The sequence below is a fragment of the Allobosea sp. Tri-44 genome, from assembly GCF_004123845.1.
Lineage (GTDB): Bacteria > Pseudomonadota > Alphaproteobacteria > Rhizobiales > Beijerinckiaceae > Allobosea.
In genome coordinates, this window is record NZ_NBDP01000053.1 from 284,914 (window position 1) to 302,181 (window position 17,268).

General features: G+C 65.9%; 14 protein-coding genes and 1 pseudogene. 9 read left to right on the top strand and 6 right to left on the bottom strand.

Features of this window, described 5'->3' with window-relative positions:
• Positions 1–122: 122 nt before the first annotated feature.
• Positions 123–1,178 (top strand): dTDP-glucose 4,6-dehydratase, encoded by a 1,056-nt coding sequence (gene rfbB / locus B6S44_RS26455; protein WP_129159844.1) that lies wholly within the window; start codon positions 123–125, stop codon positions 1,176–1,178.
• Positions 1,072–1,449 (top strand): annotated as a pseudogene (locus B6S44_RS30215) (enolase C-terminal domain-like protein); the annotation flags it as partial. The gene rfbB and the pseudogene B6S44_RS30215, both read left to right, overlap by 107 nt.
• Before the next feature lie 126 nt (positions 1,450–1,575).
• Here B6S44_RS30215 and B6S44_RS26465 read toward each other — a convergent pair.
• The 5 genes from B6S44_RS26465 to B6S44_RS26485 form a co-directional block, all read right to left on the bottom strand.
• On the bottom strand, positions 1,576–2,973 hold the full coding sequence (locus B6S44_RS26465) for an amidohydrolase family protein (RefSeq protein WP_129159845.1): 1,398 nt from the start codon (positions 2,971–2,973) through the stop codon (positions 1,576–1,578).
• A 108-nt stretch (positions 2,974–3,081) separates the two neighbouring features.
• The gene (locus tag B6S44_RS26470) at positions 3,082–3,939 is read right to left on the bottom strand and encodes a LysR family transcriptional regulator (RefSeq protein WP_129159846.1); all 858 of its coding nucleotides are present in this window, start codon (positions 3,937–3,939) and stop codon (positions 3,082–3,084) included.
• Positions 3,940–4,097: 158 nt separating this feature from the next.
• Entirely contained in the window at positions 4,098–5,597 is a 1,500-nt protein-coding gene (locus B6S44_RS26475) for a tripartite tricarboxylate transporter permease (RefSeq protein ID WP_129159847.1), read from the bottom strand.
• 7 nt (positions 5,598–5,604) lie between these two features.
• Complete coding sequence (locus tag B6S44_RS26480; RefSeq protein WP_129159848.1) at positions 5,605–6,054, bottom strand: tripartite tricarboxylate transporter TctB family protein; 450 nt, start codon at positions 6,052–6,054, stop codon at positions 5,605–5,607.
• 14 nt (positions 6,055–6,068) lie between these two features.
• Positions 6,069–7,061: a Bug family tripartite tricarboxylate transporter substrate binding protein gene (locus B6S44_RS26485; protein WP_129159849.1), complete on the bottom strand. Its 993-nt coding sequence runs from the start codon at positions 7,059–7,061 to the stop codon at positions 6,069–6,071.
• 244 nt (positions 7,062–7,305) lie between these two features.
• On the opposite strand from B6S44_RS26485, the gene B6S44_RS26490 reads away from it, so the two are divergent.
• From B6S44_RS26490 to B6S44_RS26510, 5 genes are all read left to right on the top strand, one after another.
• Positions 7,306–8,298, top strand: coding sequence for a Bug family tripartite tricarboxylate transporter substrate binding protein (locus tag B6S44_RS26490; RefSeq protein ID WP_129159850.1), 993 nt, complete (start codon positions 7,306–7,308; stop codon positions 8,296–8,298).
• A gap of 51 nt (positions 8,299–8,349) precedes the next feature.
• Positions 8,350–9,276: a LysR family transcriptional regulator gene (locus B6S44_RS26495; RefSeq protein WP_129159851.1), complete on the top strand. Its 927-nt coding sequence runs from the start codon at positions 8,350–8,352 to the stop codon at positions 9,274–9,276.
• Between the two features lie 63 nt (positions 9,277–9,339).
• Positions 9,340–10,290 (top strand): 5-dehydro-4-deoxyglucarate dehydratase, encoded by a 951-nt coding sequence (kdgD, locus tag B6S44_RS26500; RefSeq protein WP_129159852.1) that lies wholly within the window; start codon positions 9,340–9,342, stop codon positions 10,288–10,290.
• Positions 10,291–10,725: 435 nt separating this feature from the next.
• Positions 10,726–11,691: a GNAT family N-acetyltransferase gene (locus tag B6S44_RS26505; RefSeq protein WP_129159853.1), complete on the top strand. Its 966-nt coding sequence runs from the start codon at positions 10,726–10,728 to the stop codon at positions 11,689–11,691.
• A gap of 124 nt (positions 11,692–11,815) precedes the next feature.
• On the top strand, positions 11,816–12,814 hold the full coding sequence (locus B6S44_RS26510) for a glycosyltransferase family 2 protein (protein WP_129159854.1): 999 nt from the start codon (positions 11,816–11,818) through the stop codon (positions 12,812–12,814).
• Here B6S44_RS26510 and B6S44_RS26515 read toward each other — a convergent pair.
• Positions 12,809–14,074 carry a lipopolysaccharide biosynthesis protein gene (locus B6S44_RS26515; protein WP_164985974.1) on the bottom strand — a complete coding sequence of 422 codons (1,266 nt, stop codon included), beginning with the start codon at positions 14,072–14,074 and terminating at the stop codon, positions 12,809–12,811. The genes B6S44_RS26510 and B6S44_RS26515 overlap by 6 nt on opposite strands.
• A 433-nt stretch (positions 14,075–14,507) precedes the next feature.
• Between B6S44_RS26515 and B6S44_RS26520 the strand changes: the two genes are divergently transcribed.
• Together B6S44_RS26520 and B6S44_RS26525 are read left to right on the top strand one after the other, a co-directional pair.
• Positions 14,508–15,944 carry a GumC family protein gene (locus tag B6S44_RS26520; RefSeq protein ID WP_129159856.1) on the top strand — a complete coding sequence of 479 codons (1,437 nt, stop codon included), beginning with the start codon at positions 14,508–14,510 and terminating at the stop codon, positions 15,942–15,944.
• Positions 15,941–17,266, top strand: coding sequence for an O-antigen ligase family protein (locus B6S44_RS26525; RefSeq protein WP_129159857.1), 1,326 nt, complete (start codon positions 15,941–15,943; stop codon positions 17,264–17,266). Before B6S44_RS26520 ends, B6S44_RS26525 begins: the two co-directional genes overlap by 4 nt.
• Positions 17,267–17,268 lie beyond the last annotated feature (2 nt).

The following is a 17,268-nucleotide window of genomic DNA, read 5'->3' on the forward strand; positions in this document are numbered from 1 at the left end:
CTGATCCGGTACTTGCCATCGGCCGGCCGGTGGCGGCCGGGAGCGCGACGATGTCCGAGAGAGACACGAGACTCCCAGGATTTGCCGGTTTTGTCAGCCCGTTCGACGATGAAGGCGCCTGAATGACGCGATTTCTCGTCACCGGCGGCGCCGGCTTCATCGGTTCGGCTGTGGTCCGGCATTTGATTGCCGAGGCGCCGCATCAGGTGCTGGTTGTCGACAAGCTGACCTATGCCGGCAACCTCGACAATCTGACGCCGGTCGAGACCAGTTCGCGCTACGCCTTCCTGCAGGCCGATATCGGGGATTTCGCCGCGATGCGCGAAGCCTTCGCATCGTTCCAGCCCGATGTCGTGATGCATCTCGCCGCCGAGAGCCATGTCGACCGCTCGATCGATGGGCCAGGCGCCTTCATGCAGACCAATGTCGTGGGAACCTTTGCATTGCTCCAGGCTGCGCTCGATCATTGGCGCGCCTTGCCGCAGGAGGCAAAGGCCCATTTTCGCTTCCACCATGTCTCGACCGACGAGGTCTTCGGCTCGCTTGGTGCGGAAGGCCTGTTCAGCGAGACGACACCCTATCAGCCGACCTCGCCCTATTCGGCGTCGAAGGCCGCTTCCGACCATTTCGTGCGCGCCTGGCACCACACCTATGGGCTGCCGGTTGTGCTCTCCAACTGCTCGAACAATTACGGGCCCTACCACTTCCCCGAAAAGCTGATCCCGCTCGTCATCCTGAACGCGCTTGAGGGCAAGGAATTGCCGGTTTATGGCGATGGCGGTCAGGTGCGCGACTGGCTCCATGTCGAGGATCATGCACGCGCCCTCTGCCTGATCGCGGCAACCGGACGTCCTGGCGAAAGCTATAATGTCGGCGGCAATGCCGAGCGGACCAATCTCGAGGTGGTGCGCGCGATCTGCGGCTTGGTCGACAAGGTCGCCCCCGACGCCGCCATCGGCCCGCGCGAGACGTTGATCCGGTTTGTCGCCGACCGGCCCGGCCATGATCGTCGCTATGCGATCGACGCTTCAAAGATCACCCGCGAGCTCGGCTGGAGCCCTCGGGAGAGTTTTGAGAGCGGGCTGGAGAAGACCGTGCGTTGGTATCTCGCCAATCCGGACTGGTGGGGCCGTATCCGGAACGGGCTCTATCGCGGCGAGCGGCTCGGCCTCTCGTGAAGGGCCAGACCGGCGGAGGCGTCTCATCGTCGCCGATCCCGATCCCTGCGCCGAGACTGCCGCTCGCTTCCGCGACGAGGCGACACGCCGCTGCGCGCCGACGTCAACGGCCTGGTCGCCCGGCACGGCTCGCCGCCAGCTCGAGAAGCTGAAGGGGCTCGACCTCGCTTGTGTCGAGCAGCCGCTCGTCCTGCCCGACATCGCCAGTCATGCCGAACTGCGCCAGGCGCAAATGGTGCCGATCGCGATCGACGAGGGCACCTATACGCTCGGCGACGTCGGCAACATCGTGCGCGCCGGCGCCGCCGACGTGATCCTGCTCGACCCGCACGATGATAGCCGACGGCGGCATGACTATCGTCCCGCGGTGACGCTTCCCGCGGATCGCCCGATCGCGTCAGGCGATCCCGACGCTGCCGAAGACCATGCGGCCGCGATGGAAGGTCGCGCTGCGCTCTGGCAGCCTTGCCACGGCCTCGGCGGAGCAACTGGCCGCGACCAGCGTGAAATCGGCAGCGTCCCCGGCCTTGGGCCAGGCCCGCTTGCCATTGTCGTCGAGCGGAAGCACGCCGCCGGTCGCGATCGCCAGCGACCTGGACAGGCGGAACTCGTCGCTGCCGCGGTAGATTTGAGCGTAGAGATTGGCCTTTTCGAGCATGTCGGCACGGCCGAAGGGCGACCAGTGGTCATAGACGCTGTCGGTGCCGGTCATCACGAACACGCCCTTCGCGCTCAGCTGCGGCAGGGGCATCGTCGACGCGCCGAGCGGCACCGTCGAAGCGATCGTCATGCCCTGAGCAGCCATGCGCGCGGCGGTTTCCTCGAGCGCGCCCGGCGCGAGCGTCGCGAGGGCGAAGCCATGGCTGATCGTCACCTTGCCGCGCAGGGCCGGGTTCTTCTCGACGGTCGCGATCATGTACTGGATCGCCGCGACGCCGGCCGGGCTCGTCTCATGGAGGTGGATGTCGACGCCCTTGCCGGTGTCGAGCGCGATCTGGAACATCGCGTCGAGCGACTTCTCCATCGCGCCGTCGACATTGGTCGGATCGAGCCCGCCGACATAGGCGACGCCCATGCTCATCGCCTCCCGCATCAGCCCGTCGACCTTCGAGTGGAGCAGGCCGTGCTGCGGGAAGGCCACGATCTCGCAGGTGAAATCGTCGCGATGGTTCTCAAGTGCGCGCTTCAGGTGCTCGAGGCTCTTCAGCCCGCTGACCGGGTCGATATTGCAGTGGCTGCGGGCGACCGTGGTGCCCTTGGAGTGGAGCAGAGCGATCAGCGCCTCGGCGCGCTGCTGCGAGGTCGGCAGCAATTGCGGGATCAGCTTCTCCTCGCGGGCGATCATGTCGAGGATCGTCTTGCCCTGCCGCGGCAGCGGCGCCTGCCACGGGCCGCCATAGAAGGTCTTGTCGAGGTGGATGTGCATGTCGCGCATCGCAGGCAAGGCGAGCTGGCCATTGGCCTGGTAGCTGGGTACGCCGGCGGGCAAGGCGGCACCTGCGGCATGAAGTGCCACGATCCTGCCGGCCTTGATCTCGAGCGTATGCTGGGCCGCGCGAGTGGCCGTCACGATTTCGCCGTCATAGACGAAGCCGTCCTCGAGTCGGACATTGGTCAGCAGATAATGCTGGTCGGTCAGGGTGCTTGTTCCCGCTTCGGACGCGGCAGGTTTTGCGGAGGCAGGCGCGGCCTTGGTACCGCCGCTGCCCGTCATGCCCACCATGGCGTAGGCGGTGGCGATGCCACCCGTCCGGCCGAGGAACGTACGCCTGCTCTGATTCTGTGCCGGTTCCATGCTTGGCCACCTCCCTGTGATCGTTGCCCCTGAAATACGGGCGAAGGCGGCATTTTGGCAGTGATACTTGGCAATGCTGGCGATTGAGAACGTCAATGCTGGCGTCTGTCACGCTTCCAGCCGGCAGAAGGCGGCGAGCTGCTCGGCCAATGCGGCGGTCAGGGCTGGTGCATCGTCGCGATAGTAGAGCGCCAGCTCGAAATCGGTGATCTCGGCCAGCCCCTCGGCTGCGCCGAGCGTCCTGTGCCCGGGCAACCGGCAACTGGCGGGCAGCAAGGTCATCCCGAGCCCAGCGGCCGACGCTGCAGCAAGCGCGCCAAGGTTGCCGCTGCAATAGCCGACGCGCCAGCGGATACCGAGCGTGTCGAGGGCTCCGCACAGCTCTTCGCGATAAAGCCCGCCGAGCGGGAACATCGCCAGCGAAACAGGTGTGCGCTCGATCGCAGGATACGCCAGGCTGTCGAGCCATAGCAGTGGCTCGCGGCGGGCCGCGCGTGGCGGCTGCCCGCGCCGCTGCTTCACCAGGATCAGGTCCAGCTCCTCGCGCTTATAGGCAGCGTGCAGATCGGCGCTCAACCCACTGGTGACATCGAGCCGCAGATGCGGCTGCTGTCGACTGAAAGCCGCCAGCAGCTCGATTGTCGGCACCGCGAAATCCTCCGGCATTCCAAGACGCAGCACTCCGTCTCGCCAGGCGCCCGTCAGCGCATCATGCGCCTCCTCGTTGAGGGCGATGATCCGCCGCGCATAGCTCAGCAGCCGCTCTCCCTCTTCGGTGAGTTCGACCTGATGCGAGGAGCGCTCCAGCAGCGCCTGACCCAGCAAATCCTCGAGCCGTTTGACCTGCAGGCTGACAGTGGATTGCGACAGCGATACCCGGTCGGCCGCGCGTGTGAAACTCAGCGTCTCGCAGACGGCGACAAAGCTGATCAGCAATTGCGGACTGAACATCGGATACCGGTTCACGAGTTCGCCGCTCCAGGATGCGTCGCGCCGCGACCCGTGTTGTTACCCCGACACCGAGTTGCACTGCAACGAGCCCTTGTGGCGCCAGGCACTACGATCGGACATCGAGATCCTATCCGAAAGCGGACCTGTTTCCGGAGGTTTGTCCCGTTCTGGCGCTACTCGGCCAGGGCCTGTTTTCGCCTTCGGACGACCATTGGCGACAGCATGGCGACGAGCATCAGCGCGACGACGGCGAGCAGGCCGGCGCTGATCGGGCGGGTCAGGAAGACCGAGAAATTCCCATCGGCGAGCAGCATCGCACGGCGGAAATACTCCTCCAGCTGCGGCCCCAGGACAAGCCCCAGGAGCAGCGGCGCCGGCTCGACCCCGACCTTGATGAAGAAGTACCCGACCGCGGCGCAGCCGAGCATCAGCCAGACGTTGAACAGGCTGTTGGCGATGCCATAGGTGCCGATGCAGCAGAACAGCACGATCGCCGGGAACAGCAATCTGTAGGGTATCCTCAGCATCGAGACCCAGAGGCCGATCAGCGGCAGGTTGATCACCAGCAGCATCAGGTTGCCGACCCACATCGAGGCGATGACGCCCCAGACGAGCTGCGGCTGCTCGCGCATGATCTGCGGGCCGGGCTGGATGCCCTGCATCATCAGCGCGCCGATCATCAGCGCCATCAGCGCATTGGCCGGGATGCCGAGGGTCAGCAGGGGAATGAAGCTCGTCTGAGCGCCGGCATTGTTGGCGGCCTCCGGACCGGCGACTCCTTCGATCGCGCCGTGGCCGAAGCGCGATGGGTCCTTGGCGAGCTTCTTCTCCAGCGCATAGGAGGAGAAGGGCGGCAGCGCCGCCCCACCGCCCGGCAGCACGCCGAGCGCCGAGCCCAGCGCCGTGCCGCGGACCATGGCGGGAAAGGCTTGCTTGAGGTCGGCCCAACTCGGAATGAGGCCGCGCACGGCCTGGCTGACGACGTGCCGCTCGGCCGGGCGCTCCAGATTGGCAATGATCTCGGCGAGCCCGAATATGCCCATCGCGACGGGCACGAAATCGAGCCCGTCTGACAATGCGGGGACGCCGAAGGTCATGCGCGCCGCACCCGAACTGACGTCGATGCCGACGAGCCCGAGCAGCAGCCCGAGCAGGACCATCGACAGCGAGCGCGCGACCGAGCCATGCGCCAGCACGACCGCGGCGATCAGCCCGAGCACCAGCAGGCTGAAATACTCGACCGCGGTGAACTTCAACGCCAGCGCCGCCAGCGGGACGCTGAGCAGGGCGATGACGATGGTCGCGACCGTGCCGGCGAAGAAGGAGGAGAGCGCGGCGATCGCCAGCGCTAGCCCGGCGCGGCCCTGCCGGGCCATTTGATGCCCGTCGAGGCAGGTCACGACCGAGGAGGTCTCGCCGGGGACATTGACCAGGATCGCCGTGGTCGAGCCGCCATATTGCGCACCGTAGAAGATGCCGGCGAGCATGATCATCGCGCCCGCCGGCTCCATGCCGAAGGTGAACGGCAGCAAGAGGGCGATCGTCGGGATCGGCCCGATCCCCGGCAGGACCCCGATCGCGGTGCCGATCAGCACGCCGATCAGGCAAAAGCCGAGATTCTTGAGCTCCAGAGCCGTCGACAGGCCGATCAGCAGATTGTCGAAGAGTTCCATGGCGTGCTCAGCGGGGCCAGAGCGGGATCGGCAGCGCCAGGACCTTGATGAACAGCAGCGCCGCCAGAGCCGAGAGCAGAAGCGCAAAGCCGATGCTTTCCAGCGGCCTTGTCTCGCGAGTGGCGAGCCCGGCCAGCAGGACGGTCAGGACCGAGGCGATGGCGAGGCCGAGCCGCTCGGCGCTCAGTGCGAAGACACCGACCGCGGCCAGCACGGCGAGCAGCGGTCGCAGGCGCACCGCTTCGATCGTCACCGCCACGCCCCTTGCGCTGCGGCCCAGGAAGAACAGGCCGAAGCCGAGCAATGCCAGCGAGACGACGCGCGGCATGTAGCCCGGCCCCATATCGGCGGCGTGGCCGACCGATAGCGTGCGGGTCGCGTAGAGCGCCCCCGCCGCTACCGCGACGAGGAAGGCGCCGAGCAGCAGGTCCTGCCAGTCGAGCCTGAGCCGGGTCATCGGCCGCGCCACTGTCAGTTCGTGCCCTTGATGCCGGCCTCGCGGATGATGCCGCCCCACCGTTCGGTGGCGCTCTTCAGCCAGTCGGCGAACTCTGCCGGCGCACCCGGCTTCACCACGCCGCCCTGCTCGGCGATCTTGGCCTTGATCTCGGTATCCTGCAGGATCTTGCCGATCTCGGCATTGAGGCGCGCGATCACTGCCGGCGGGGTCTTGGCCGTCGTCAGAATGCCCTGCCAGGTGCCGGCATCGCCGCCGGGCAAGCCGGCTTCCTTGAAAGTCGGGATGCCGGAGATGCGCTCCTCGCCGGTGATGGCGAGCCCGACGAGCTGCTTGTTGGCGACGAAGGGCAGGGTCGCGGTGGAGCCGTTGATGATCACGGTGCTTTCGCCTGAGACGACGGCGCGCGAGGCGGCGGCGCCGCCCTTGTACGGCACGTTCTTCCAGGTGATGCCGAGTTCCTTGGCCATCGAGACGGCCGTGATGTGGTTGGCAGCGCCGACGCCTGAATTGGCCATGGCGAGCTTGCCTGGATTCGCCTTGGCGTAGGCGACGAGCTCCTGGGCAGTCTTGACCGGAACCGATTCATGCACGGCGAGCACATAGGGCCCGAACATCACCATGCTGACCGGCGCGAGATCCTTGGCCGGATCATAGGTGAGATCGGAGAACAGGCTCGGCGCCGTCGCCAGCGAGCCGACATCCATGAGCAAGAGCGTGTGGCCGTCGGCGGGAGCCTTCGCGACCGTGTCGGCGCCGAGATTGCCGGCTGCGCCGGGCTTGTTCTCGATCACGACCGACTGGCCGATCGCAGCCGACAGCTTCGGTCCGATCAGGCGGGCGAGAATGTCCGAGGTGCCGCCCGGCGCGAAGGGGACGATAATGCGCACGGGCCGTTCGAAATTTTGGGCCGCAGCAGGCCCTGCTGCGAGGCCAAGGCCCGCGAGCGCGGCGAGTACGAGGCCCTTTGCGAGGGCCGACGACGGACGGAACGAAGATCTGGACATGGTCGCTCTTTCCTCCGGATGCAGCCTGACCGAGCCCGGCCGGCGCGTGCTGGCGGGCAGTCTCGATGCTGCCCTGTGAGGCGGAGGATAGGTCAGGCACGATGCTGCAATGAATTAGATTGGCAATGGAACGATACCGTTTTTGGATTGTGTGATAGCGCGGGAAGCCTTGCCCGCGCCGGCCATCCCCCTAAGCTCGGATTGCAGACGGCAAAAGCCGCGCACCATCTAGGGGAGGAACAATATGACCGGATCGATCACGCGCCGCAGGGCGCTCGGACTCGCGGGCGGCGCGCTCGCAGCCCCTTTCATCGCGCGACAGGGCTATGCCCAGAGCTATCCAGCGAAGCCGGTCACGGTGATCATCCCGTTCGGCGCCGGCGGCACCACCGACGTGATCGGCCGGATCATCTGCGAGAAGCTGCAGCAGCGCCTGGGCAAGGCCTTCGTCATCGAGAACCGGGCGGGGGCGGGCGGCAATACCGGCGTCGCCGCGCTCGCCCATGCCGCGCCCGATGGCTACACGATCGGCATGACGACGGTCTCGACGCACGGGATCAACCCCAACCTCTACAAGGACAAGATACCCTTCAGGGCGATCGAGGATTTCGAGTTCCTGTCGCTGTCGTCCTCGCAGCCGAACTTCCTCTGCATCCATCCCTCGCTGCCGGCCAAGACGGTTCCGGAGCTGATCGCCTATCTCAAGGCGAATCCGGGCAAGGAGAATTTCGGTTCCTCGGGGATCGGCACCTCGATCCATCTTTGCGGCGAACTCTTCATGCAGCTCGCCGGCGTGAAGATGCAGCACGTCACCTATCGCTCCTCGGCCGCGCTGGTGCAGGACGTCGTCGCCGGCAACGTCAAACTCTCCTTCGACAACTTCACCTCGCCCTATCCACACTACAAAGCCGGCACGCTGCGCGGTCTCGCCGTCACCACGGTCGAGCGGGCCAGGATCGCGCCCGAGATCCCGCCATTGGCAGAGACGCTGCCGGGCTTCGACATCAGCTCCTGGAACGGCTTCCTCGCGCCGAAAGGCACGCCGAAGGAGATCTGCGACAGCCTCACCAAGGAGATGCAGGCGATTCTGAAGGACCCCGCCGTCGTCTCGCGCTTCGAGGAGCTCGGCGCGACGGCGACGCCCTCGACCGGCGCGGAGGCCAAGGCGAAGTCGGTCGCCGAGCTCGCCAAGTTCAAGGACATCATTGAAAAGGCCGGGATCACCATCCAGAACTGAGGCCGGCCCGACGCAGCGGCTGAATCCGAGAGGCCGCGCGGGAGGCGGGACATGTTCGAGCTGAGCCAGCTGCGCTGCTTCGTCGCCGTGGCGGAGGAGCTGCATTTCGGCCGCGCCGCGGCGCGGCTGAACATGACCCAGCCGCCGCTCAGCCGGCAGATCCAGATCCTCGAGCGGGTGCTGGACGTGGTGCTGCTCGAGCGCAGCAATCGCACGGTGAAGCTGACCCCGGCCGGCCAGAGCTTCCTCGCCGAGGCGCGCCGGCTGCTCAAGCTGGCGGAGAGCGCCGCGCTGCTCGCCAAGCGCGTCGCCAACGGCAAGGCGGGCTCGATCAATATCGGCTTCACCGCGACCTCGGCCTATTCCTATGTGCCGAGGCTCGTCGCCGCGTGCCGTCGTGAGCTACCGGATGTCGAGGTCTCGCTGAAGGAGATGGTCAGCGGCGACCAGCTCAAGCGGCTCGATTCAGGCGAGATCGATATCGGCCTGCTGCGCCCGCCGATCCCGCGCCGTGGGCTCAGCGCCTTCCGGGTGATGGCCGAGCCGCTGATCGCCGCCGTCCCGGCAGGTCACGCTCTGGCGCGGGGCGAGAACGTGTCGTTACCCGATCTCGCCGGCGAACCCTTCATCATGTACGCGCCCTATGAGGCGCGCTATTTCCACGATTTGCTCGTCGAGCTGTTTTCGCGCGCCGGCCTCGTGCCGAACTATGTCCAGCACCTCGCGCAGATCCATTCGATGCTCGCCATGGTGCATTCCGGCGTCGGCGTCGCGCTCGTGCCGGAAACGGCGGTCAACCTGCGCTTCAGCGGCGTCGCACTGCGACCGCTCGACTTGCCGCGCCATCGTCCGGCCGAGCTCTTCTTCGTCAGCCGCGACGACAACGACAATCCGCTGGTGCCGATCGTCACCGCGCTGGCGCGGGAGATCGCCGAGACTGGCGAAACAATTCAACGATTGGATCGATCGATCCAGTGATTGGTCTCAACGCGCATCGATCTTGCTCTACTCCTTCGCTATCGCCAGCGAGGGATCGAGATCATGAGCAAGTTCACGCCGCAGGAGATGGCAAGGCAGATCGGCGACGGGCTGCTGTCCTTCCCGGTGACGCCGTTCACGGCTGCCAATGCATTCGACGAGGCGCGCTACCGCTCCAATCTTGACTGGCTTTGCGGCTACGAGGTCGCCGGCCTCTTCGCCGCGGGCGGCACGGGCGAGTTCTTCTCGCTCTCGCCGCAGGAGGTGGTTAAGGTCGTCGCGACCGCCGTCTCGGCGACGGCCGGGCGGGTGCCGGTGCTGGCCGGCGTCGGCCACGGCACGCAAATCGCGTGTGAACTCGCCAGGCAAGTCGAGAGCGCCGGCGCCGACGGCATCCTTCTGCTGCCGCCCTATCTTGTCTTCTCCGAGCAGGACGGCCTCGCCGCCCATATCGACGCCGTCTGCAAGGCGACGACGCTCGGCGTGATCGTCTACAACCGCGACAACGCCATCCTGACCGAGGAGACGCTGGCGCGGCTCTGCGAGCGCAATCTTAATCTCGTCGGCTTCAAGGACGGTGTCGGCGATATCGAGCTGATGACCCGCATCCATCTGAAGATGGGCGACCGGCTGACCTATGTCGGCGGGCTGCCGACCGCCGAGACCTTCGCGCTGCCCTATCTGGAAATGGGTGTGAACACCTACTCCTCGGCCGTTTTCAACTTCGTCCCGCAATTCTCGACGAAGTTCTACGCCGCCGTGCGCCGGCGCGACCGGGCGACCGTCCAGGCCGGCCTACGCGACTTCATCCTGCCCCTGATCGCGATTCGCAATCGCAAGCGGGGCTATGCCGTCTCGATGATCAAGGCAGGCATGCGCGTAATCGGCCGCGATTCCGGCCCGGTGCGTGCGCCGCTGACCGACCTGACTGAAGCCGAGACGAGCGAGCTCGCAACGCTCGTCGCCCGCCTCGAAAAGGGCGATTTCGCTACACGGGAGCTGGCCGCGGCCTGACCGGGCCGTATCGATCGACGGGTCGGCCTGAGGCGCGCCGCCGCGAAGCCCGGTATCCGTTCATCTGCACTTGACGTACAACTTATGATTTGCACTCATAAGTTGTATGTCGAGGTGTGACTCACTCAATCGAAGGGGAGCTTCTCCCTTCCCCCAGGGCGCAGACACACCGGCTTCATGATGAGGCAGGCTACGATGTCCGGTTGCCGTATTCTCACATCGAACTCGCCCCGTGGCCCGATCCCGACGATCGCTGCCTAGATGTCGCTGCTTGAACCGCAAGCTCCTCTCGGCGAGCGGTCCTCGCGCAAAGGTGCGGTCAGGCCGATGCGGCCTTCCGATGTACCTGCGGTCGCCCGGTTGTTTCTGAAGATATTCAGAGGAGCCGACAAACCGGCGGATCCCGAGCTTCAGGACTATCTGCGAACTTTGACCTTGGAGTCACCGTCTTACGACGAGGCGACGGGCACGCAGGTCTACGAGCAGCAGGACGGGCGTATCCGGAGCGCGCTGCTGGCCGTGCCAATGCGTTTCGTCGCCTGCGGAAACGTCTTGCCCGGAAGGCTTCTCGGCGTCTTCATGACCGATCCCGACAAGGGGGCGGTCGGAGCCGCGCAACTGATCCTCGCCTTGCGGCCGAGGGGCGCCGATTTCGCCTTCTGCGACAGCGCCTCGCCGACGAGCTGCAACCATCTCCTCGCGATCGGTGGCAAGCCGATCCCGGTGCAAAACCTCGAATGGGCCCGCAGCTTCCGTCCCGTCGGGGCTCTGGCCGGACGCTTCGGCGAGCGCTTCCTGCGCGGCAGGCGTCTCGGCCTGCCTGTTCTCGCGCGCCCTTTCGACAGCCTGCTGCGGCGCCTGCTGCCGGGGGAGGGCGCCGCGGAACCGGGCGCTGCCAGTGTCTCGGAGATGTCCGTCCCAACCTTCCTCGCGCATGCGCCGCGGCTGATCGCGCACTATGCGGTGCGGCCACTCTGGGCTGAGGAGGAGCTTTCCTGGCTGGTTTTTCTGGCCGCGCGGAACACCCGGCTCGGTGCCTTCACGATCCGCTCCGTTGTCGACCGTACCGGAGAGATCATCGGCTGCTTTGTCTACTATGCGGCGTCGGGACGAACCGCGCATGTCCTCAACGTCCTGTCGCTGCCCGGCCGGGAGCCCGCCGTCCTCAGCGCGATGTTTCGTCATCTCGACAACACCGGCCATGTCGAAGCGCGGGGCCGTGCGCAGTCCGCCTTGATGGCCGGGCTCTCGCTGCAGCGCTGGCTGGTCTTCCGGCATCGGGCTTTCGCCTTCGTGCTGACGCGGCTGCCCGAGATCAACGACGCGGTCGCGCGCGGCGATGTCTATGTCGGCGGCCTTGCCGGCGAGGACTGGAGCCGGCTCCTCACCGATTTTCACTAGAGCAGGATGCGAAAAAGTGGGAACCGGTTTTTCGCAGAAATCCTGCTCTAAACTCTTAGAATCGATCACGTTTTATGATTTTGGATCCGTTCGATCCAAAATCATCGTGATCTAGGCGGATGCGATGGCGGTGTCGGTCATCCTGAAGACGCTCAACGAGGAGGCAAGGATCGGCGCCGCCATCGAAAGCGTCCTGACGGCGCTGGGTGGGATCGGCGGCGAGGTCATCGTCGCCGATGGCGGCTCGCGCGATTGCACGCTCGCCATCGCCACGACCTATCCCGTCCGTGTCGTCCAGCTCGAGCCGGCCATCCGTCCGAGCTGCGGTATCGGCCCGCAGCTCGGCTTCCAGTACAGCCGCGAGCCGTTCATCTGCCTGATGGACGGCGACATGCTGCTCGATCCGGATTTCTTGCCTGAAGCGCTCGCCTATCTCTCGTCCAATCCCCGCGCCGCCGGCGTGACGGGCCATGTCGAGGAGATGAACGACACGAGTCTCGAATACATCAGGCGCGGACGCCGGGTCTCGCCGGAGAACCGGACGGGCGCGATCGACCGCATGAATGGCGGCGGCCTCTATCGAAGGGAAGCGATCGAGCAGGCCGGATATCTGTCGGACCGCAATCTGCACGGCTACGAGGAGTTCGATCTGAGCCTGCGCCTGCGGGCGCGGGGCTGGGCCCTGCATCGTCTCGACCGCCGCTTCGTCCGCCATTTCGGGCATGCGATCGACGCCTACACGCTGCTCCTGCGGCGTTGGAAATCGGGCTATCTGCGCGGGATCGGCGAACTGCTGCGCGCTGCGCTCGGCAAGCCGCAATGGCGGCGCCTGGTCGAGGATCTGCCGGAGCTGAAGCTCTGGGCCGTGGTCTATGTCTGGCTGATCGTGATGATCGTGCTGCCCTTCGCCCTGCCGAGCCGGGTCCTGGGGCTTGCGATCGATGCGGCCGTGACAGCCATCATCGTCGGCGCGATGAGCCTGCGGCAGCGCAGCCTGTCGCTTGGTCTGTATGCGGTCGTCGCCTGGCTATTCCATGCCGCCGCCTTGCCGCTCGGCTTTTTCCAGGCGCGGAAGGCCCCGGAGGCCTGGATCGAGAGCCGGATCGTCAGTGACGGATTATAAGGGCAGGGGGCTCGCCCGAATTGGCCCGGCGGCATGCAGACGACTGCGCCGGACGAGGCGGATCACCACGAGCCACGCGGCCACGACGATCGCGCCGTCGATCGCATAGAGCGCGATGAAGGTGCCGATTGGCGCCGCCAACCATGTCGCCACCGCGATGAGGACGCTGCCCAGCAGATTGGCGCTGTTCAGGAGCCAGGCCCTCGCATCCTGTCGCCCCGAGGCGCCCAGCAGGTCGATCGCAGCGGCCCAGGCGCCGACGAGAATGATGCTTCCCGAGAGGCAACGCACGAAGAACGGAAGGTCGTGATAGTCGCGGCCGAACAAGGCCGGAAGCCAGGGCGCCAGCAGGAACAGGATGAGGAATGTCGCCGTGCCGAGCGCGAGCGCCGCGATCAGGGCCCGTTTGGCTGTGGGCAAGGCGAGATGCAGGCCATCACGGCTCTCTCTCGCCAGGCGCGGATAGATCAGCCGGTTGAGGGCATCTATCGTAAGGTAGCTGCTGTCCATGATCCGTCTGGCGACGCCATAGCTTCCGACCGTCTCGATCGGGGTGAACAGGCCGATCACCAGCAGGTCGACATTGGAGCGGACCGCCCGCCCCATGAATTGCGAGCTGAACAGCAGGCCAGCTTGCAGCTCCTCGCGCAGGATCTTGATCCGGGGCCGGCCGAGGGGCGAGAGCCAGGCTGCTCCAACCAAGGCGTAGAGAAGATTCCCGCCGCACTGCCAGAGCGCCCATTCCGACAGGCTCGAGATCTGGAACACCAGGCAGGCGAGAGCTGCGGTGGCCATGCGCGCGACAGCAAAGCCGACGACCGCGCGATTGGCCGCATGAACCCGGCCGAGGCTGAGGAAGACGGTCTCGACGAGGAGAATCACCCTTACGAGAACGACGTTGCCGAAGAACAGCAACGTCAGGGTCAGCGCATCGACAGAGGGGCCGGAGCTCAGGCGGACCCAGGACGACATCGCCGTAACACCGCTGACGACGAGGACGGCTCCGCTGAGGCCAATCAAAAGAAGATTGTGACCAAGCAGGCTCGCATAGCTTTCGGGCTCGCGCGCCACCCTGCGCAGCAGGCAGTCGGAGGCGCCGAGGCCACAAAACTGGACCGCCACGGCGATCACGGCCGAAACTTGGACGAAGAGGCCAAACTCGGTCGGCCCGAGCGCGCGCGCCAGAATGGCGAAGGTCACGAGCTGTGACAGGCTGGCCGTTGCCAGGGAGCCGCTCGACAGCAGGTAGTTGATGAGCATTGAACGGGCGAACCAGGTTCGGGAACCGGCGCCCTCTTCGCTTATTGCCAAGGAATTCCCCCATTTGCGGTGGCCACCAGCGCGGCTCGACATCGGCGCGGCGGCCCCCGGTAAGGTTAACGTTTAATTGAGATGACTACCTAAGGTTGTGTTTTCTTAATGATAGGAGATTATCACAACCTATAGATGTAATCCTGGAAAAATTCGCGGATACGGAGAGAGACATGGTCACGATTGCGGCCGTCAGGCTTGCTCCGATCCACGGTGCCCCAGGTGACGCAAGTTCACCGGAGCAGAGGCGCGTCCCCTGCCGCTCCGGTCACCCCACGCGACGGCGGCATGTCTTCCCTGATCTCAGGATTTGGCCCGCGCGGCCCGCACAGAGCTCCGCAATGTCCAAGACAAGCGCGCACTCTCACTGACGCGGGTCGACATGTACCTCACGACCGACAGCAGCAAGATGCGCCCTGGGGACGAGGCTCCTTATCGACGAAGCGTCGAATTGGCGGCGCCACCCATCCGCGCGATCAGCGCCACTCAGGTTCTGGGCTGGCTGCTGCGCGGCTGGCTCTGGATGGTGGTTGCTGCCCTCGTCGGCGCCATCGCGGCTGTCGGCGTCACATTTCTGCTGACGCCGCGCTTTACGGCGACGACGGAGCTGACGATCGCGCCATCCAACCTGCTGATAGCTCCGAACGATCTCTACGCAACGAATATGCAGAGCGACAGCCAGATCCTGGATGTCGAGAGCAAGATGAGGATGATCGCCTCGGGGAACGTCCTGCGCCGGGTCGTCGACGAGCTCGCCCTCAGGAATGATCCGGAATTCGCCGGCAAGCCGCCGCTGTTCGATTTCCTGGTAGCTTCCGATCAACGACAACCCGCTGATGGGTCCGATCTCGCCGCCGTTCTGGCGAGACGCATCACCGTTGCCCGGCAGGAGCGGTCCTATGTCGTATCCCTGTCGGTCTGGGCGAGCGAGGCGACCATGTCGGCGCGGCTCGCGAATGCCGTTGCCGAGACCTTTCGCGAGGAGGTCGTGCGGGCCGATGCGGAGCGGGTCGGGCGTGCGGCGCAAGGGCTGACCGCCCGGCTCGGCGAGATCAAGGCCGCAGCGACCGAGGCGGAAGACCGGGTCGAAGCTTTCCGCCGCGCCAATGGTCTCCAGCAGGGTGCCTCGAAGCAGCCGCTCAGCGGGGAAGCCCTGGAACAGATGAGCGCAAAGCTGACCGACGCCAAGGCACGGCTGGCCGAAGCGGAGGCGCGCTATAACGAAGTCACGCGGGCGGTCGCCGAGCACGGCGCGCAAGGCGGCGGCGTCCAGTCGCAGATCCTCGCCGGATTGCTCGCCGACGAGGCTGCCCTGCGCCGGCAGGTTGCGGCGCTCGGTAAGACCCTGGGGCCGCGCCACCCCTCGCTGATGAATATATTGGCCGAAGCCGATGCGCTGGCCAAGGCGATCAGATCGGAGACCGAGCGGCTTCGGCGCGCGGCTCGCATCGAGGTCGACCAAGCCAGAAAGGCGCTCGACGCACTGACCGGCGAGACACGCACGCTGCGCGGGAGCGTCTCAGCCGACGACCAGGCCCAGGTGAAGCTGCGGGAACTCGAGCGCGAGGCAAGCGCCAAGACCGCGCTCTACCAGACCTTTCTGACCCGGGCGGGCGAGGCCGCCCAACGGCAACAGATCGACGCGACGGATGTCCGGGTGATCACGGCTGCGGCTGCCCCATCGCGCTCGACCTGGCCGCCTCGCCCGATCATCGCGGCTGCGGCAGGCATGGCGCTGGGCGTGCTTCTCTCAGCGGGCGCGCTCCTGGCCCTCGGTTATCTCGGCGAGCTGCGGTCCGGCAGGAGCGCAGCGCCATGAGCCAGACGAACGAGATGCGCGCGCGCTCGACTGTCGGCACCCTTGGGGCACTGCTGTTCACGGCGACGCTGCTGTTCTACCTGGTCACGCTAACGCCGTTCATCGACCTGTCGGCGGCCGGCACGAACGACGCCGCGACGGCTAAGTCGAACACGCTCAATCAGATCATCTATCTTAGCTTGACGGCGGCCCTGTGGCTGACGGTCTTCTGTTCGCCGGCGCGCCACCTGGTCGCGCGTCCGCGCGGTATCCTGATCGCGCTGCTCCTCTGGTTCGCGATCGTCTCGGCCGCCTCGTCGCAACCTGACCTGGCGCTCAAGCGCGTTTTCCTGGCTACGCTCACCATCGTGAATGGCAGCATCTTGCTGCTGCTGCCGCGCTCCGAGCGCCAATTCGCCGGCATGGTCGCGCTCTGCTGCCTCGGCGCGCTGGGGCTCGCCTATCTCGGCATCGCCCTGATGCCGCAGCTCGCGGTTCATCAGGCCAGCGAGGTCCGCGAGCCGATGAATGCCGGGCTCTGGCGCGGCCATTTCGCGCACAAGAACGTCGCAGCCGCGGCGATGGTGGTCATAAGCTTCGCCGGACTCTATCTGTTCAGCACCGGCCGCCGGCTCGTCGGCGGGTTGATGACACTGCTGGCGGTCGTCTTCCTGAGCCATACCGGCGGAAAATCCGCCGGTATGGCGTTGCCCGGCATTCTTGCAATCGCCTGGGTTTTCGAGCGTTGGCGCTCCGCGCGGATCCCGATGGTTGTTCTGGGGATCGCCGCCGTCAACATCCTGACGATTGGCTGCTCGATATCACCAGCCATGCGCGATCTGGTCGCGCAGCTCGGCATCGATCCGACCTTCACCAACCGCATCGACATCTGGAAGATCGGCGCTGCCGCCGCCATGGACAACCCGCTGACCGGCCACGGCTTCCAGCTGTTCTGGCAGACCGACGACATGGTCCACAAGGGCGGCGCGGCGGCAAGCTGGGCCTTCGCCGCCTTCAACGGCCACAACGCCTATCTCGACGTGGCGATCACCGCGGGCATTCCTGGCCTCGTCCTGACGCTGGTCCTGCTGGTCTGGCTGCCACTGCGCGACATCGCCCGGGCCGAGGCCACGGCGAATGATCCCGCATTGACGCGCCTCTTCGTGCGGATCTGGCTCTACGGGATCCTGGTCGCTTGCGTCGAGAGCCTGTTCTTCCAGTCGGGCAGCCTCATTTGGTTCATGCTGGTCGTCTCGATCTTCGGCCTTCATCTCCAGGCAAACGCGCACGAAATCAGAGAGCCGGCAAATCATCGGCGCGGCATGGAGCCGGCCCATGTCTAACG

Excerpts from the sequence above, each read along its gene's own strand:
- B6S44_RS26490 (WP_129159850.1), top strand. The coding sequence starts at position 7,306 with ATGACCGGATCGATCACGCGCCGCAGGGCGCTCGGACTCGCGGGCGGC.
- B6S44_RS26510 (WP_129159854.1), top strand. The coding sequence starts at position 11,816 with ATGGCGGTGTCGGTCATCCTGAAGACGCTCAACGAGGAGGCAAGGATC.
- B6S44_RS26515 (WP_164985974.1), bottom strand. The coding sequence starts at position 14,074 with ATGCTCATCAACTACCTGCTGTCGAGCGGCTCCCTGGCAACGGCCAGC.
- B6S44_RS26525 (WP_129159857.1), top strand. The coding sequence starts at position 15,941 with ATGAGCCAGACGAACGAGATGCGCGCGCGCTCGACTGTCGGCACCCTT.
- B6S44_RS26465 (WP_129159845.1), bottom strand. The coding sequence starts at position 2,973 with ATGGAACCGGCACAGAATCAGAGCAGGCGTACGTTCCTCGGCCGGACG.
- B6S44_RS26485 (WP_129159849.1), bottom strand. The coding sequence starts at position 7,061 with ATGTCCAGATCTTCGTTCCGTCCGTCGTCGGCCCTCGCAAAGGGCCTC.
- B6S44_RS26480 (WP_129159848.1), bottom strand. The coding sequence starts at position 6,054 with ATGACCCGGCTCAGGCTCGACTGGCAGGACCTGCTGCTCGGCGCCTTC.
- rfbB (WP_129159844.1), top strand. The coding sequence starts at position 123 with ATGACGCGATTTCTCGTCACCGGCGGCGCCGGCTTCATCGGTTCGGCT.
- B6S44_RS26475 (WP_129159847.1), bottom strand. The coding sequence starts at position 5,597 with ATGGAACTCTTCGACAATCTGCTGATCGGCCTGTCGACGGCTCTGGAG.
- B6S44_RS26520 (WP_129159856.1), top strand. The coding sequence starts at position 14,508 with ATGTACCTCACGACCGACAGCAGCAAGATGCGCCCTGGGGACGAGGCT.
- B6S44_RS26495 (WP_129159851.1), top strand. The coding sequence starts at position 8,350 with ATGTTCGAGCTGAGCCAGCTGCGCTGCTTCGTCGCCGTGGCGGAGGAG.
- kdgD (WP_129159852.1), top strand. The coding sequence starts at position 9,340 with ATGAGCAAGTTCACGCCGCAGGAGATGGCAAGGCAGATCGGCGACGGG.